Below are 15,641 nucleotides of genomic sequence, written 5' to 3'. Positions count from 1 at the left end.
CAGGTCCCTCTTCTCCAGCTGCGCCGACGCACGGCACGTCCGGAGGCAAGATCTATCAGCCGAGCGCCCTCCCGCGCCAGCTCCCCGGCTGCCCTCCCCCGGCCCTGGGGGTCAGCCGGTGGCCCGGTCGTAGAGGGCCTGCACCTGGTCGCCGAAGTAGCTGCTGTACGAGGTGTCCGGGCTGTCCCCGCCCTCCTGGTAGCCGCCGATCACGCCGACGACCGTGCCGGTGCGGGTCTTCGGGTCGAGGTCGGTGATCCAGGGGCTGCCGCTGGTGCCGCCGGTGTAGTCGGGGCAGTCGATGCGCAGCTGGGTGGAGCTCTGCTCGGTGGTGGTGTTGGAGCAGGTGATCGGCACGTCGCCACTGCTCGGGTAGCCGGTGACCCGGACGGGGAGTTGGTAACCCTTGTTGATGCCCAGGGTGTTGGCGCCGAGCACCTGCTGCAGCTGTTGGCCGTTCTGCGGCTGGACGATCGCGAAGGCGACGTCCATGTCCGGGTTGCCGTCGTCGGTCCAGCTCTGGTCGACGGTGATCGAGACCAGCGGCCACACCCCGTTCGGCGTCTCGCCGTTGCGGTAACCGGGGATGAAGACGAGATCGCTGCGCTGGCCCGCGAGGGCGTCGTAGACGCAGTGTGCGGCCGTGATGATCAGGTTCTGTCCGGCGCTGTCCACGACGCTGGCGGTGCAGAAGTGGTCGCCGTCGGCGTTGTGCGTGAAGACGGCGCCGACCAGGCCGTTCAGCGGCGTCGCCTTGGCGGTGCGCGTGGTGCCCGCGTGCTTGGCGATCGCACCGAGGATGCGGTCCTTCGACCAGCCGTGCGCGGCAGCCGTACCGCTTGCCTTCACCGACGCGCCGGCGGCTGAGCTGCCGGCGCTCGGGGCCCCCGGAGTACCCGAACCGGAGCCGCAGCCCGCCACCGCGAGCGTCAGCGCCCCGGCCGCCGCAGCCCTCGCCCACACCCGGACCACCATCCGCCCACCGCCCTCGCTCCGGAGCACCCGCCGTCCGCAGCATCCGCCTGCCGCAGCACCCGCCTCCGCCCAGCCTCACCCGCCGAAGCAGGCAGCCGCACATCGACACGCCGGACGGAGCCTCCACCCCCGGATGCGCCCCTGGCGAGCACCATGACTGATCGACCGGCTATGCTGCCGAGGACGGCCCTGAGGGGCCGTCTGCTGCTGCATCGGCGTCAAAGCCGCGCTGCGCGGCGAACCGGGGCGGTAGCTCAGCCGGTTAGAGCAGGGGACTCATAATCCCTTGGTCGTGGGTTCGAGTCCCACCCGCCCCACCACCTCTCGCGAAGATCGGTGAAGATCCAAAGCACGAAAAGCGGGCCCTACCAGGCACAACGGTAGGGCCCGCAGCCGTAGGACCCAGCACCGACATGCCGAGGTTCACCCGAACGGGGCGCCGACGAGGCCATCGGCGCAACGGTCGGGGGCCCTGAAGCACACTTCGGGCCGCTCCTCCCATCAACCGATCGGTTGACCACCCCTCCACCGCAGCCGCCACCGGATGCAGCCCACTGGTCGATCCGCGGCGGCCCCTCGAAAAGACAGGCTTGTCCTTGTCAGCAGGGACGGGTCGGACGGGGAGCGGGACACCATGGCGGTCATCGAAGTGACGGAGCTGCGCAAGGCCTACGGGCGGCGGCAGGTGCTGGACGGAGTCTCCTTCGCCGTCGAGGAGGGGGAGATCTTCGGGCTCCTCGGGCCGAACGGCGCCGGGAAGACCACCACCGTCGAGTGCTGCGAGGGGCTGCGCCGGGCGGACGGCGGCAGCGTTCGCGTGCTCGGGCTGGACCCGGTGCGGGACGCGAAGGAGTTGCGGGCCAAGGTCGGCGTGCAGCTCCAGCAGGCGCGGTTGCAGGACAGCCTGCGGGTCGGCGAGGCCCTGGAGCTGTACGCCTCCTTCTACCCTCGGCCGCGCGACCAGCGGGAGTTGCTCACGCAGTGGGGGCTGACGGAGCACCGGCAGACTCCGTTCGGGAAGCTCTCCGGCGGGCTGCAACAGCGGCTGTTCATCGCCCTCGCGCTGATCGGCAACCCCGAGGTGGCCTTCCTGGACGAGCTGACCACCGGGCTCGACCCGCAGGGCCGCCGGGACACCTGGGAGCTGGTGCGTCAGGTACGGGAGGCCGGCGTGACGGTCGTGCTCGTCTCGCACTTCATGGACGAGGTCGAGGCACTCTGCGACCGCGCGGCCGTCCTGGACGGCGGCCGGATCATCGCCTCCGGCACCCCGCGCGAACTGATCGCCCGCTCCGGCGTCGGCGGCGAGCTCAGCTTCCGCCCCGGCGCCCCGCTGGCCGCCGCCGAGCTGGCCGCCCTCCCCGGGGTGACGGGTGTCGAGGAGCGCGACGGCCGGGTGGTGGTGACGGGCACCGGCGGGTACGCGGACGAGGTCACCGGCCTGCTCGCCCGCCGGGGCATGGTCGTCACCGGCCTGCGGATCAAGGAACACAGCCTGGACGACGCGTACGTCGCGCTCACCGGCCACCAGCACTGACCACCAGCACTTCCCACCAGAACTGACAGACATCCCAAGGGACTTGAGACCATGAACACGCTTGCCCTGCGCCGCCTGGCCATCACCGAGGCGAAGCTCTTCCTCCGCGACCCCGTCACCGCGTTCTTCGGCCTGGCCTTCCCGGTCGTGCTGATGGGCATCCTCGGCTCGATCCCGGCCCTGCGCAAAGCCTCGCCCGCCATGCACGGGCTCAGCACCCTCGATCTCTACGCACCGATCCTGACCGTCTTCACGCTGATGATGCTCGCCATGAACGGCCTGCCGCCGCTGCTGGCCGGCTACCGCGAGAAGGGGGTGCTGCGACGGCTCTCCGCGAGCCCGGTGCGGCCGGCGATGCTGCTCGGCGCGCTGCTGCCGCTCTACCTCGTCGTCGCGGTGATCTCGATGGCGCTCGTGATGGTGGTCGGGGTGATCTGCGGGGTGTCGCTGCCGCAGCAGGTGGCGGGCTTCGTGCTGGCCTTCGTCCTCTCCGCCGCCGGGCTCTTCGCGCTCGGCCTGCTCGTCGCCGCACTCGCCCCCTCCGGCAAGGCGGGCAACGCGATCGGTGCGACGCTGTTCTTCCCGCTGATGTTCTTCGCAGGCGTCTGGATCCCCCGGGACTTCACCCCGGAGTGGCTGCGCCGGATCGGCGACTTCACCCCCAGCGGCGCCGCCGTGCAGTCGCTCCAGGACGCCTGGACGGGCCACTTCCCGCACGGAGTGGATCTCCTCACACTCGCGGTGTTCGCCCTCGTCGCCGGTGGTGCAGCTGCCAAGCTCTTCCGGTGGGAGTAACCGGAGTGACGCGAGTGGTTGATGCGGCGGAGGCAACCGGCATGACCGACGCGACGGAAGCCACCAGCCTCGGTGAGTGGCAGGACCGCCTCGACAACGCCCTCGGCCCGGTCGGCTACGCCGCGCTGCTGGTGGCCGTGACCCTCGCCGTGCTGGCGCCCTCGCCGCACGCTCGCCCGCTCGGCGTGATGCTGCCGATCGCCGCCGCCGCACTGCTCAGTCTGGCCCTGCGCACTGCACTCGACCGGGCCTCCTCCACCAGCGGCCGGGCCCGCCACGGCGGGCCGCTGCTCTTCCTGGCCCTGCTGGTGACGATCACCCTGCTGGTGCTCTGCGACCCCTGGTTCGGCTTCTTCGCCTTCGCCGGCTACCTGCACGCCGCCCGCTATCTCACCGGCTTCGTCCGGGTGTTGGGGGTCGCAGCGCCCGCCGTTCCGAGCACGCTCTCCCAGATCGGCGGGCAGCTGCCGACGACCGGCCGCCAGATCGGCAGCTTCCTGGCCATCCTCGCCTTCAACCTGCTGGTGGTCGGCGTGATCATCACGCTGAGCGAGGTCACCGACCGGCTGAGCCGCCGCCGCCAGCTGGCCAACGCCGAACTCGCCGAGGCCAACCACAAGTTGACCGAGATGCTGGCCGAGAATGCCGGGCTGCACGCCCAACTGCTGGTCCAGGCCCGGGAGGCCGGGGTCGCCGACGAACGCCAACGGCTGGCCCGCGAGATCCACGACACCGTCGCCCAGGGGCTGGCCGGGATAGTCACCCAGCTCCAGGCCGCCGACCAGGCCCGCGAGCAGGACGCCCCCGCCGAGACCTGGCAGCGCCATCTCGACAGCGCCGCCCGGCTCGCCCGGGAGAGCCTGACCCAGGCCCGCCGCGCCGTCCACGCCCTGCGCCCGGAGGAGTTGGAGCGCGCCGACCTGCCGGACGCCATCGCCGAGGTACTCGCTCACTGGCAGCAGCTGCACTCCCCCGCCGCCACCCTCACCGTCACCGGCGAGGCCCGCCCGCTGCACCCCGAGGTCGAGGTCACGCTGCTGCGCACGGCGCAGGAGTCGCTGGCGAACATCGCCAAGCACGCCGGGGCCGCCAGAGTCGGCCTCACCCTCTCCTACATGACCGACCTCGTGACGCTGGACGTCCGGGACGACGGCGTCGGGTTCGACCCCGAGGCGGAGCCGGAGTCGCGAGCCGACGGTGGGGGCTACGGTCTCTCGGTGATGCGTCGGCGCGTCCAGCGGCTGGCCGGGCGGCTGGAGATCGAGACCGAGCCGGGCGTCGGCACCACCATCTCCGCCGCACTGCCGGCGATCGGCGTCGGGACATGAGGGAGCGACAGTTGAACGAGCAGAACCGACCGGGCCAGGACATCAGGCTGCTCCTGGTGGACGACCATCCGGTGGTCCGGGACGGGCTGCGCGGCATGTTCACCGCAGCCCCCGGCTTCGAGGTGGTCGGCGAGGCCGGGGACGGCGCCGAGGCACTCGTCCTGGCCGAGGCGCTCAAGCCCGACGTGGTCCTGATGGACCTCCGGATGCCCCGGATGGACGGCGTCTCGGCGATCCGGGCGATGACCGAACGCGCCCTGCCCTGCCGGGTGTTGGTACTCACCACGTACGACACCGACAGTGACGTCCTCCCGGCCGTGCGAGCCGGGGCCATCGGGTACCTGCTGAAGGACGCGGCCCGGGAGGAGCTGTTCCACGCCGTGCGCTCGGCTGCTGCCGGGGCTTCGGTGATCGCGCCGACAGTGGCCGCCCGGCTGCTCGGGCAGGTCCGCAAGCCTGCCGAGGAGCCGCTCAGCCCGAGGGAGTTGGAGGTGCTCGGCCTGGTGGCGGGCGGCTCCACCAACCGGGAGGCGGCCGCGACGCTGTTCATCAGCGAGGCCACCGTCAAGACCCATCTGCTGCACATCTACGGCAAGTTGGGCGTCAAGGACCGCGCCTCCGCGGTCGCCGCCGGGTACGAGCAGGGGCTGCTCGTACCCCGTGGTGACCGCCGCCACTCCTGACCGGGCCGGCTCGTTCAGCGAGGAGCGGTGAAGTGGTAGCCGTCCTCGATCAGCACCGGCAGGTAGGTGCGCAGGGCGGCGACGGTCTGTGAACGGTCGCCGCCGCCGTCGTGGTTGAGCACGATCGAGCCCGGCCGGATGGCGTCCAGGACCCGGGTGGTGATCTTGGACGTCCCCGGGCGGGCCCAGTCCCGCGGGTCGACGGACCAGCCCATCGGCCGCATGCCGAGCTCGTTGCTGACCTTCAGCGCGACGTCCGACCAGTCACCGCCGGGAGCGCGGAACCAGGTCAGGGGCTTACCCGCCGCCTCGCGCAGCACGTCCGAGGTGCGCTCCAGCTCGTCGCGGACCTTCGCCTCGGGCAGCCGTCGCAGATCCGGATGGGACCAGGTGTGGTTCGCCAGATGGTGGCCCTCCTGGGCGATCTCCCGGACCAGTGCCGGGTGTTCGGCCGCGTTCTCGCCGACCAGGAAGAAGGTCGCCCGGATGCCGTACTGCCGCAGGATCGACAGCACGGCGGGCGTGTGGGTCGGGTCCGGACCGTCGTCGATCGTCAGGGCGACCAGCTTGGTGTCGGAGTCGAGCGAGAAGAGCGGGGCGGTCGAGTTCGGCCTCGGCGCAGTGCTCGCCAGCACCGGGCTGGGCACGTTCACTGCCGGGGGCTTGGCAGCCACCGGGACGGTCGAGGCGCCCGGGGCACTCGGTGGGGCCGGCGGGACGGGAGGCACCGGCCCGGGGGTGCCGAGCCGGGCCGCGGCAGTGGCGGCGCCGTGCTGCTCGCCGGTCTGCGCGCCGCAGGCGGAGGCGGAGGCCGAGAGCAGCGTGACCCCGGCTACGCTGAGTAGCAGCCTTCTGGTGATGATCTGATGGTGTGACAGCATGATGAATGTGTCCCCATAGCTGTCCCCGCGACGCGCAGACACACCCGTGCGGAGCCAGCTACCACCCCAACGGCCGAACACTCTCGGTGCCCTGCCGGACCGTCGCCGCAGCGGACCGGGCTCGGCCTGGCTTGGTGGAGGACGGGCAGCGGCAGACGGCAGCCGTCCACCGGAAGGACCTCGGCGGTGGCGCGCAGCCACTGCGTGACGGACGGTGATGGAGGCGCGACCACGATCCCCTACGCCGGCGCGGTGCCGGCAGTCGTCCAGGTCGCCGCCGGAAGGACCGAACCCGATGCGTGTCGAACGCTCCCTCCTCGCCGGAGCGGCTGCCGCCGCTGCCGTCCTCGCCCTGGGTGTCCCCGCTGCCCACGCCGACACCCCGCCCGCACCCCGGTCGGTCGTCGTCGACGACCAGAAGGTCTGGCAGGACCCGGCCCCGGCCGCCCCGGCCGCCCCCGCAGCTCCGGCGGCCGACGCCCCGAAGCCCGAGAGCGAGAAGAAGGCCGTCAAGGAGGAGCCCAAGAAGGAGACGCCGAAGAAGGAAGAGGCGAAGGAAGAACCGAAGGAGGAGGCCGCCAAGGAGGCCCCCTGGCAGGACGAGAAGAAGCCGCACGGCGGCGTCCACACCGGCGGCGGCGGGCTGGCGGTCTCCGGCGGCGGGCTGGCCTCCGGCGCGGCCCTGCTGGCGGGCGGCATCGGCGTCGGCGCCTACTCCCTGCGCCGCCGGGGCTCCGCCCCGGGCGCGGTCTGAGCCTGCGTCACCCCTTCCTCGACCCCGTCGTGGCCGCCCCGCCCAGGGGCCGGCCACGGCGGCGCGTCGGCCCCGCACCAGCACCCGTCAACTCGGTTCAACTCGGTTCAGCTCAGGAGAGACCGGATGGCAGCAGCACAGGAGTCGGCCGCCGAGACCGGCAGCCCGAAGCTCTTCCGTTGGGCGATGGGCGCAGCCGTCCTCGGACTGCTGGTGATCTACCAGTCCGTCGACACCTCGCCCGTCCAGCCGCCGACGACCTCGGTGTCGGCCCCGGTCGCCGCCCCCGCCCCCGTCGCACCGGTCCGGGCGAAGCCCGGGGCTCCGGCGCTGCCGCGCTCCCGGCCGACCCGGCTGCGCATCCCGCAGCTCTTCCTGGACGCGCCGTTCACCGAGCTCGGGCTGACTCCGGCCGGTGCTCTGGAGACCCCGTCCGCCGACAACCACAACCTGGTCGGCTGGTACCGGGGCGGCGCCTCCCCCGGCGAACGCGGCAGCGCCGTCGTCGCCGGTCACGTCGACACCCGGACGGGCCCGGCGGTCTTCCTGATGCTGCACCTGCTCACCCCGGGCAGCACCGTCGACATCACCCGCGAGGACGGCCTGATCGCCTCCTTCGTCGTCGACTCGACGCAGACCTTCCCCAAGAACGCCTTCCCCGACGCCCAGGTCTACGGCGACACCCCCGACGCCCAGCTGCGCCTCATCACCTGCGGCGGTGCGTACGACAAGAAGCTCAAGGACTACACGGACAACGTGGTCGTCTTCGCGCACCTCCAGTCCTCCCGCCAGGCCTGACCGCTCCCACGCAGCCCGCCCGGCGGCCCGATGCCCCGGTGGCCCGGCGTGGGTCAGGGCCTGACCGCCCGGAGCACCGCCGCCGCCATCCCGGCCTCTCCCTGCGCATTGGGGTGGACGGGTGCCAGCCCGGCCTCGGGCAGCGGCGGCTCGACCCACCGGGTGCCCTCGCCCGCGCACATGTCGTGCCCGACGGAGGGCGTGAAGGTGTCCACGTACGCCGCCCCTGCCGCCTTCGCGCGCTCCTGGAGCATCGCGTTGAGCCCGCGCTCCTTCTCCAGGAGGAAGGCCAGGTCACCCACGCTCACCCCGCGCCCGAGCGTCCGGGTGCAGGCCGCGCCGTCGTCCGGCAGCAGCGCCGGGTACCCGACCACGTACACCCGGGCCTGCGGCGCCCGCTGCCGGATCAGCCGCAGCACACCGTCCAGCTGCTCGCCCGCCGCCTCGACCTTGCCACGGAGCACGTCCTGCCCGTTCGGTGTGTAGTGCGCGCGGCAGGGTGAGTCCGCCGCCGACCCTGCGGCCAGCTCACCGACCAGGGCCTTCCGCAGGCCCTGAGCGGCGCACTCGGTCAGCACGCTCACGAATCCGACGTCGTTTCCGCCGATCCCCAGCGTCACCAGCCGGGTCGAGGCCGAGAGTGCGTCCAGCTGGGGCGCGTTGGTGCCGTCCAGCGTCTGCTGTGCCTGCGTCAGGTGTGCCGTGGTGGCGCCGCTGCAACTGACGTCGGCGAACTCGGCCGCCGTGAGCCCGACCGCCTTGGCGACCAGCGACGGGTAGTTGACCCCCGAGCGGGCACACCCGGCCGGCTCGCCGACCTGCGGTGCGATGGCGAGCCCGGAGGTGTACGAGTCCCCGAGGGCGACGTACGGCCCCGACGCCTCGGACGGCTCGGGCGACGGGGCTGCCTGCCCGGAGACCCCGGGCGGCGCGGTCTGTCCGGGCCTCGTCGGCTGCCCGCCGGTGCAGCCGGTTGCAAGCAACAGGCCGGCCAGCAGACCGAGTACCAATCGCGCTCGCCTCACGTCCGTGCCCCCACCTGTCGGCCGCTGCCTTGCCTGCTCTGTTCTGTTCTGCCTTACTCGGTGGCTCTGCCCTACTCGGTGTCGCGCTCGTGCTCGGCCAGGAACTCCTCGAAGCGGCGGCCCAGCTCGTCCGCCGACGGCAGATCCGCGGGCTCGGCCAGCAGGCTCTCCCGGCCCTCGGCGCCCGCCACGGCGTCGTACTGGCTCTCCATCCCCCGGATGGCGGAGCGCAGCTCGTCGTCGCCCTGCGCCAACTGCTCCTCGATGTCGGCGTAGACCTCGCCGATCCGGTCGCGCAGCTCGGTGCCGGGCAGGACGAGCCCGCTGGCCGACTGGACGGCCTCCAGGATCAGCACGGCAGCCGCCGGGTAGGCGGAGCGGGCGACGTAGTGCGGCACGTGCACCGCGAAGCCCAGCACGTCGTGGCCCGCGTCGGCCAGTCGGTACTCCAGCAGGGCCTGCGCGCTGCCGGGCACCTGGGCCTGGTCGAACCACTTCGGGTAGCCGGCGGCCAGGTCGAGCCGGGTGCCGTGCGGGGTGAGCCCGACCGGGCGGGTGTGCGGGACGCCCATCGGGATGCCGTGGAAGTCGAGCGAGAGGCGCACCTCGAAGCGCTCGGCGAGCTCGCGGACGGCCGCCGCGAAGAGCTCCCACTCGGTGTCCGGCTCCGGGCCGGTCAGCAGCAGGAAGGGCGTGCCGACAGAGTCGTGCACCAACTGGAGGAGGATCTCGGGCGGGTCGTAGGACGTCCACCGGTCACGGGTGAAGGTCATCACGGGCCGCCGGGCCCGGTAGTCCACCAGCCGGTCGTGGTCGAAGCGGGCCACCACCTGCGGCGAACCGCTCTCCAGCAGGTGCGTCACGACCTGGCCGCCGGCCTCGCCGGCGTCCATGAAGCCCTCGAAGTGGTAGAGCAGCACCAGGCCCGCGGCCTCCGGCCCGGCTTCCGCGTCTGCGGCGACCAGCGCGGCCACGCCCTGCTGGTCCAGCTGGTACAGCTCCCTGGGTTCCCGCACTGCGCACCCAACCCCGTTCCGTCTCGTCCGTCGTGTCCCGGCTGCCGTCCCGCTGGACCAACCGCCTGACCTGGCCGTTCGGCCCGTCCGTAGCGGATCGGGCCGTCCGCTCAGTCCAGCGTGCCGGAGGCCGCCGACATTCCCGGTGACTGACGAGGTAACGGAGATGTCCCCGCCCAGGTTCCGTCGCCGACCTTGCGTCCGGCTTCAGCCGGGACGCCGCTCCCCCGCGCCCGGCCGACGGGGACGACTCCCCCTCCGACCTCGGCGCGCCAATCATCGCACCCCGACGCAGATCCGCTGGTGGGAGGCCTGATTCAGGTCGTACGCGGACCGTGCGCGACACTTCCCGGGTCCACTCGGGCGTCCGCGCGCGGTCGGAGCCGGGACGTGAAAACGATCACTCGCCGACCTGCCGAAACGCCCTGTGCAGCCGGTGCGCAGGCCCTGTGCGGGGCTTGCGCAGGGGTTGCGACGGGTCCGCCGCAGGGTCTCGGCGGGGTCTCGCCACCCCGATGGCGCGCCGCGAGGTGACGCACCGCGTTCTGGCGGGTATCGTCCTCTCGCTGACCCGCATCGCCGCGCCGTCGTCACGTCGTTCGTCACGCCGTAGTCCCGGCCCGGCCTGGTGCGATCAGCCACTTGCACCGCACCTTGCCTTCACCTGGCCGCCTGCTTCCCTTCGCGCTCTCATTCCCTTTTCGGCCATCTCGCGGACGCACACTGTCCCCTCGCACATCACGCCGGACCGGCCCGATGCTCCGTGTCCGTTCCGGCACCGCGCTGCCCGCCTCCGGGCCGCCTCCCCCGCTGCACGACCGGGCCCTGCCGGCGTTGGCGACCCCGCCCCCCACGGCGGGGGGTGGCGCCTCCCGGAGAGCCGGGGCGAAAGTCCTCGCCCTCGTGCCGTACCCCGGTACGAGGTCCCTCCGACCGCCGAAGGACCGAAGGATCCGTGCCCGTACCCGTAACCCTCATCGGCCGCACCGCACGGCTGGAGCCTCTCGCCGAGCGCCACGCAGAGGCTCTCGCAGCGGCAGCCGCCGAGGATCGTGCGACCTACGCCTTCACTCCCGTCCCCCACGGCCTGGAAGCCGCCCGGGAGTACATCGCCCGTGCACTGGCCGATCAGGCAGCGGGCCGGTCGCTGCCGTTCGCCACGGTGAGCGTGGCCGACAACCGGGTGGTCGGCGCCACCCGGTTCCAGGAACTCGACTACTGGCAGGGGCCGCTGGTCTGGCCGCCGACGCCCGGCGTGCCGTTCGGTGATCCGGCCGAGGCCGTCCCGGACGCCGCCGAGATCGGCGCGACCTGGCTCTCCGCCCGCACGCAGGGCACCGGCATCAACACCGAGGCGAAGCTGCTGATGCTGCGCCACGCCTTCGAGACCTGGGGCGTACAGCGCATCTCGCTCCGCGCCGACGCCCGCAACCTCCGCTCGCGCACCGCGATCGAGCGGTTGGGTGCGACCTGCGAAGGTGTCCGCCGGGCCCACTCCCGTGGGCTGGACGGGATCGTCCGCAGCACGGCCTTCTACTCGATCCTCGACGAGGAGTGGCCGGCCGTCCGGGACATCATCGAGCTCCGGATCGCCGCCGCGACCTCGCCGAGCGCCCCCGATCCGGCTCTCCCTCAGGAGTGCCTTAGACACGGCGGCCCGCTGATCAGCGTCTGACGGCCCCTCGCCGACAGCCAGCCCGATAGACAGGCAGACAGCCGGACGCAGCTGTGGCGCCGACCCCACGTCAGGGGTCGGCGCCACACTCGTCTCTGGCAGTCCCTCAGCTCGGTCCGGCCTGTCGCCAGCCCGGCTCAGCAGCGACTGTCGATCTCCTGGAACGTGCTGTAGTGGTCACCGGTCCAGTACTCCTCGCCCACCGATCCGGTGACGACCCGTCGGGTGCCGCGGTCGTCCGAACCAGGAGTGACGACGGTGTACTCGTGGTAGTACCCGGTGGCCTGCTTCGGCAGTCGGCTCTCCCGGTTCTCGAAGACGATGCCGTCGTTGCGGTACGGGTAGGGGCCGCCCTTGTCGATGAGGCCGAGCGTGTCGCGCGCCTGGCTGGGGAGCTTGCTGCGGCAGACGTCGGCGATCGAGGCGTTCGTCGGCACCCAGGTCGTCGCCCGGCCGGCGGGAGCGGACGGCTTGGCGGTGACGCTCGGCCGGGCAGAACTGCTCCTGGCGGCGCTCGGGGTCGACTTGCCGGTGCCCGACAGGGCATAGACGGCGGCGGCGACGACCGCGCAGACAAGGACGGCCACCACGGCGAGCAGACGGTTTCGGCTGGTCATGCGCCCAAGCTTGCCGGGTCGGTGGGATCAGCCGATCAACGGGGTACCGCCAGTCACCCGAACGGCCCACGCGGGCAGGTCACGCGGGCAGGTCACGCGGGGAGGTCACGCGCGGCGGTCGGCGGCAGCAAGGGGCGGCGTCAACGGGCCCAGATGTAACGGGCGCAGATGTGGAGCCGGGGCGGGAACGGACGCCATTGTCCGTTCCCGCCCCGGCTGCCTACGTACGGCGGCTCTCCTGCGCCGAGCTCCGCCGTACGCCCCTCCTCTGTGGGAGGGGAGTGCGGTCAGCGATGGGACCGCGCTGGTGGGTCAACCCCCGTCAGCGCGAGTCGCTGCCCGCAGTCTCGAGGGCGGCGCGGCCTGCCTCCAGGCGCGCCACCGGGATGCGGAAGGGGGAGCAGGAGACGTAGTCCAGCCCCACCTCGTGGAAGAAGTGGACGGAGTCCGGGTCGCCGCCGTGCTCGCCGCAGACGCCGAGCTTGAGGTCCGGGCGGGTGGCCCGGCCGGCCTCGGCGGCCAGCTTCACGAGGGCGCCGACGCCGTCCCGGTCGATGGTCTCGAACGGGCTGACACCGAAAATGCCCTTCTCCAGGTACGCGGTGAAGAAGCTCGCCTCCACGTCGTCCCGGGAGAAGCCCCAGACGGTCTGGGTCAGGTCGTTGGTGCCGAAGGAGAAGAACTCGGCGGCCTCGGCGATCTGACCGGCCGTGATGGCGGCGCGGGGCAGCTCGATCATGGTGCCGAGCTTGATGTCCAGCGTGACACCGGTGGAGGAGGCCACCTCGGCGAGTACGCGCTCGCACTCGTCGCGGACGATCTCCAGCTCCTGGACAGTACCGACCAGCGGGATCATCACCTCCGGACGCGGGTCGCCGCCACCGAGCTTGCGCTCGGCCGCCGCCTCCGCGATCGCCCGGACCTGCATCCCGAACAGGCCGGGGATGACCAGGCCGAGACGCACGCCGCGCAGACCCAGCATCGGGTTCTGCTCGTGCAGCTTGTGCACCGCCTGGAGCAGGCGCAGGTCGTTCTCGTTCGGGTCCTTGCGGGCCTCGGCGAGGGCGACGCGCACCGACAGCTCGGTGATGTCGGGGAGGAACTCGTGCAGCGGCGGGTCGAGCAGACGGACGGTGACCGGCAGCCCGTCCATCGCCTGGAAGAGCTCCAGGAAGTCGCCCTTCTGGAGCGGCAGGAGGGTGGAGAGGGCCTGCTCGCGGTCCTTGTCGTTGTCCGCCAGGATCAGGTGCTCGACCTCCTTGCGGCGCTCCTCGCCGAGGAACATGTGCTCGGTGCGGCAGAGGCCGATGCCCTGGGCGCCGTACCGGCGGGAGCGGTTCGCGTCCTCGGCGTTGTCGGCGTTGGCACGGACCGCCAGGCGGCGGCGGACGTCGGCGTGCGACACCAGCCGGTGCACGGCCTGGACGAGACCGCCCTGGACGTCGGCGCCGGCGTGCAGCGTGCCCTCGAAGTACTCGACCACCGGGGAGGGCAGCACGGGTACCTCACCGAGGTAGACCCGGCCGTTCGCGCCGTCGATGGAGACGACGTCGCCCTCCTCCACGACCTTCCCGTCGGAGGTGGTGAAGCGGCGGCGCTTGGTGTCTACCTCGAGCTCCTCGGCACCGCAGACACAGGTCTTGCCCATGCCACGGGCGACGACGGCCGCGTGCGAGGTCTTGCCACCGCGCGAGGTGAGGATGCCCTCGGCGGCGATCATGCCCTCGAGGTCGTCCGGGTTGGTCTCCCGGCGGACCAGGATGACCTTCTCCCCGGAGCGGGACCACTTGACGGCGGTGTAGGAGTCGAAGACCACCTTGCCGACCGCTGCGCCGGGCGAGGCCGCGATGCCCCGGGCGACCTGCTTGGAGTTCGCGTCGGGGGCGAAGCGCGGGAACATCAGCTGCGCGAGCTGGCCGCCCGTCACCCGCTTCAGCGCCTCGTCCAGGTCGATCAGTCCCTGGTCGACCAGCTGGACGGCGATCCGGAAGGCGGCGGCGGCGGTGCGCTTGCCGATCCGGGTCTGGAGCATCCAGAGCTTGCCGCGCTCGATGGTGAACTCGATGTCGCAGAGGTCGCGGTAGTGCAGCTCGAGCGTGTTCATGATCGTCATGAGCTCGTCGTACGACTTCTTGTCGAGCTGCTCCAGCTCGGCGAGCTGCAGGGTGTTGCGGATGCCGGCGACGACGTCCTCACCCTGGGCGTTGGAGAGGTAGTCACCGTAGACGCCGACGGCACCCGTGGAGGGGTCGCGGGTGAAGGCGACACCGGTGCCGGAGTCCTCGCCGAGGTTGCCGAAGACCATCGAGCAGACGTTGACCGCCGTGCCGAGGTCGTTCGGGATGCGCTCCTGGCGGCGGTACAGGCGGGCCCGGTCGCCGTTCCAGGAGTGGAAGACGGCGTGGATCGCCAGGTCCATCTGCTCACGCGGCTCCTGCGGGAACGCACGGCCCGTCTCACGGAGCACGATCGCCTTGAACGTCTCGACCAGTTCCTGGAGGTCGGAAGCATCCAGGTCCAGGTCGTTGACGGTGCCCTTGGCCTCCTTGGCGTGGTCGAGGGCATCCTCGAACAGCTCGCCGTCGACACCCAGCACCGTCTTGCCGAACATCTGCACCAGACGGCGGTACGAGTCCCAGGCGAAGCGCTCGTTGCCGGACTGCGCGACGAGGCCGAGCACCGAGGTGTCGGAGAGCCCGATGTTGAGGACGGTGTCCATCATGCCGGGCATGGAGAACTTCGCCCCGGAGCGGACGGAAACCAGCAGCGGGTTGTCCGCCTGGCCCAGCTTCTTGCCCATCTCCGCTTCGAGCGAGTCCAGGTGCGCGCTGATCTCCTCGTGCAGCGAGGAGGGCTCGCTGCCCGTCTCCAGGAAGACCTTGCAAGCCTCGGTGGTGATGGTGAACCCCGGAGGGACGGGGAGGCCCAGGTTGGTCATCTCGGCGAGGTTGGCACCCTTGCCGCCAAGAAGGTCCTTGAGGTCCTTGTTTCCTTCTGTGAAGGAGTAAACAAACTTCTGCTCGGACGGCACGGGTCGGTCTCCTCGTACGCGGTTGCCCTGACGCCGGAGAACATACCCATTTCGAAGGCGTTTGCGCGCTGCCAATGGGCCGTACGAATCTCACAGTGGGCGAGTACCCAACAGATCGAATGCCCGTCAGGGCGTTCACCTCTGTTGGCGCAATCGTCCGGATGACGCTAGGAAGTGTTCAAGTAGTGAACGCGTCGAAACGTCAAGATCATACGAACTGAACAGAGAGTAATGGCCTGGCGTCCGCCATGTTGCCCCGGCTTGATTTCCTGCAGCCAGCCGAGCCGATCCGCCTCGGAGCCCTTCGGGAAGCGTTTTAGGACTTGCTGTCCAACGAACCCACCTGACCAGCCGTCAATCGCCACAATATGTGGTCAGCGTCACGGGCGCATCTCAGCTGTCGAGCCGAGGCGAACTCCCCACTTCGTCACCTTCCGTCGACACCATGACAGCTCCACGTAAGCAAAATGCACCATAAAGGAGCCCTCTTGGCCAGGTTGTCCAAGAGGGCTCGGACGGACCGGCA

The 15,641-nt window shown here is 71.4% G+C and carries 13 protein-coding genes and 1 tRNA gene; 8 read left to right on the top strand and 6 right to left on the bottom strand.

Annotated features, from left to right (window positions below; all coding sequences use genetic code 11):
• Positions 1 to 111: 111 nt before the first annotated feature.
• Complete coding sequence (locus tag ACR68M_RS24235; protein ID WP_441246212.1) at positions 112 to 1,002, bottom strand: trypsin-like serine peptidase; 891 nt, start codon at positions 1,000 to 1,002, stop codon at positions 112 to 114.
• A gap of 216 nt (positions 1,003 to 1,218) precedes the next feature.
• On the opposite strand from ACR68M_RS24235, the gene ACR68M_RS24230 reads away from it, so the two are divergent.
• The 5 genes from ACR68M_RS24230 (at position 1,219) to ACR68M_RS24210 (ending at position 5,318) form a co-directional block, all read left to right on the top strand.
• Positions 1,219 to 1,295 (top strand) — tRNA-Ile (locus ACR68M_RS24230).
• Positions 1,296 to 1,609: 314 nt separating this feature from the next.
• Positions 1,610 to 2,512, top strand: coding sequence for an ABC transporter ATP-binding protein (locus ACR68M_RS24225; protein WP_441246211.1), 903 nt, complete (start codon positions 1,610 to 1,612; stop codon positions 2,510 to 2,512).
• A gap of 51 nt (positions 2,513 to 2,563) precedes the next feature.
• The gene (locus ACR68M_RS24220) at positions 2,564 to 3,307 is read left to right on the top strand and encodes an ABC transporter permease (RefSeq protein ID WP_441246210.1); all 744 of its coding nucleotides are present in this window, start codon (positions 2,564 to 2,566) and stop codon (positions 3,305 to 3,307) included.
• 41 nt (positions 3,308 to 3,348) lie between these two features.
• Positions 3,349 to 4,635 carry a sensor histidine kinase gene (locus tag ACR68M_RS24215; protein WP_441246209.1) on the top strand — a complete coding sequence of 429 codons (1,287 nt, stop codon included), beginning with the start codon at positions 3,349 to 3,351 and terminating at the stop codon, positions 4,633 to 4,635.
• A 95-nt stretch (positions 4,636 to 4,730) separates the two neighbouring features.
• Positions 4,731 to 5,318, top strand: a complete 588-nt coding sequence (locus ACR68M_RS24210; protein WP_441251702.1) for a response regulator — start codon at positions 4,731 to 4,733, stop codon at positions 5,316 to 5,318.
• A 14-nt stretch (positions 5,319 to 5,332) separates the two neighbouring features.
• Here ACR68M_RS24210 and ACR68M_RS24205 read toward each other — a convergent pair whose 3' ends face one another.
• Entirely contained in the window at positions 5,333 to 6,199 is an 867-nt protein-coding gene (locus ACR68M_RS24205; RefSeq protein WP_441246208.1) for a polysaccharide deacetylase family protein, read from the bottom strand.
• A gap of 295 nt (positions 6,200 to 6,494) precedes the next feature.
• Here ACR68M_RS24205 and ACR68M_RS24200 point away from each other — a divergent pair, with 295 nt between their 5' ends.
• A complete protein-coding gene (locus ACR68M_RS24200; RefSeq protein WP_441246207.1) occupies positions 6,495 to 6,953 on the top strand; it encodes a hypothetical protein in 459 nt (152 codons plus the stop codon).
• 126 nt (positions 6,954 to 7,079) lie between these two features.
• Positions 7,080 to 7,751: a class F sortase gene (locus ACR68M_RS24195; protein ID WP_441246206.1), complete on the top strand. Its 672-nt coding sequence runs from the start codon at positions 7,080 to 7,082 to the stop codon at positions 7,749 to 7,751.
• Between the two features lie 53 nt (positions 7,752 to 7,804).
• Here ACR68M_RS24195 and ACR68M_RS24190 read toward each other — a convergent pair whose 3' ends face one another.
• The gene (locus tag ACR68M_RS24190; protein ID WP_441246205.1) at positions 7,805 to 8,734 is read right to left on the bottom strand and encodes an SGNH/GDSL hydrolase family protein; all 930 of its coding nucleotides are present in this window, start codon (positions 8,732 to 8,734) and stop codon (positions 7,805 to 7,807) included.
• A gap of 113 nt (positions 8,735 to 8,847) precedes the next feature.
• Positions 8,848 to 9,792 carry a PAC2 family protein gene (locus ACR68M_RS24185; RefSeq protein ID WP_441246204.1) on the bottom strand — a complete coding sequence of 315 codons (945 nt, stop codon included), beginning with the start codon at positions 9,790 to 9,792 and terminating at the stop codon, positions 8,848 to 8,850.
• Between the two features lie 955 nt (positions 9,793 to 10,747).
• Here ACR68M_RS24185 and ACR68M_RS24180 point away from each other — a divergent pair.
• Positions 10,748 to 11,467, top strand: a complete 720-nt coding sequence (locus tag ACR68M_RS24180) for a GNAT family N-acetyltransferase (protein WP_441246203.1) — start codon at positions 10,748 to 10,750, stop codon at positions 11,465 to 11,467.
• A gap of 137 nt (positions 11,468 to 11,604) precedes the next feature.
• Here ACR68M_RS24180 and ACR68M_RS24175 read toward each other — a convergent pair whose 3' ends face one another.
• Entirely contained in the window at positions 11,605 to 12,084 is a 480-nt protein-coding gene (locus tag ACR68M_RS24175; protein WP_441246202.1) for a ribonuclease domain-containing protein, read from the bottom strand.
• 322 nt (positions 12,085 to 12,406) lie between these two features.
• Positions 12,407 to 15,115 (bottom strand): pyruvate, phosphate dikinase, encoded by a 2,709-nt coding sequence (gene ppdK, locus ACR68M_RS24170; RefSeq protein WP_441246201.1) that lies wholly within the window; start codon positions 15,113 to 15,115, stop codon positions 12,407 to 12,409.
• Positions 15,116 to 15,641 lie beyond the last annotated feature (526 nt).

Source organism: Kitasatospora sp. McL0602 (assembly GCF_052076145.1).
Taxonomy (GTDB): Bacteria; Actinomycetota; Actinomycetes; order Streptomycetales; family Streptomycetaceae; genus Kitasatospora.
Note: the sequence above shows the minus strand (reverse complement) of the source record. Positions and strands in the feature narration are given on the sequence as shown.

Excerpts from the sequence above, each read along its gene's own strand:
- ACR68M_RS24205 (WP_441246208.1), bottom strand. The coding sequence starts at position 6,199 with ATGCTGTCACACCATCAGATCATCACCAGAAGGCTGCTACTCAGCGTA.
- ACR68M_RS24225 (WP_441246211.1), top strand. The coding sequence starts at position 1,610 with ATGGCGGTCATCGAAGTGACGGAGCTGCGCAAGGCCTACGGGCGGCGG.
- ACR68M_RS24200 (WP_441246207.1), top strand. The coding sequence starts at position 6,495 with ATGCGTGTCGAACGCTCCCTCCTCGCCGGAGCGGCTGCCGCCGCTGCC.
- ACR68M_RS24210 (WP_441251702.1), top strand. The coding sequence starts at position 4,731 with ATGTTCACCGCAGCCCCCGGCTTCGAGGTGGTCGGCGAGGCCGGGGAC.
- ACR68M_RS24215 (WP_441246209.1), top strand. The coding sequence starts at position 3,349 with ATGACCGACGCGACGGAAGCCACCAGCCTCGGTGAGTGGCAGGACCGC.
- ACR68M_RS24175 (WP_441246202.1), bottom strand. The coding sequence starts at position 12,084 with ATGACCAGCCGAAACCGTCTGCTCGCCGTGGTGGCCGTCCTTGTCTGC.
- ACR68M_RS24195 (WP_441246206.1), top strand. The coding sequence starts at position 7,080 with ATGGCAGCAGCACAGGAGTCGGCCGCCGAGACCGGCAGCCCGAAGCTC.
- ACR68M_RS24220 (WP_441246210.1), top strand. The coding sequence starts at position 2,564 with ATGAACACGCTTGCCCTGCGCCGCCTGGCCATCACCGAGGCGAAGCTC.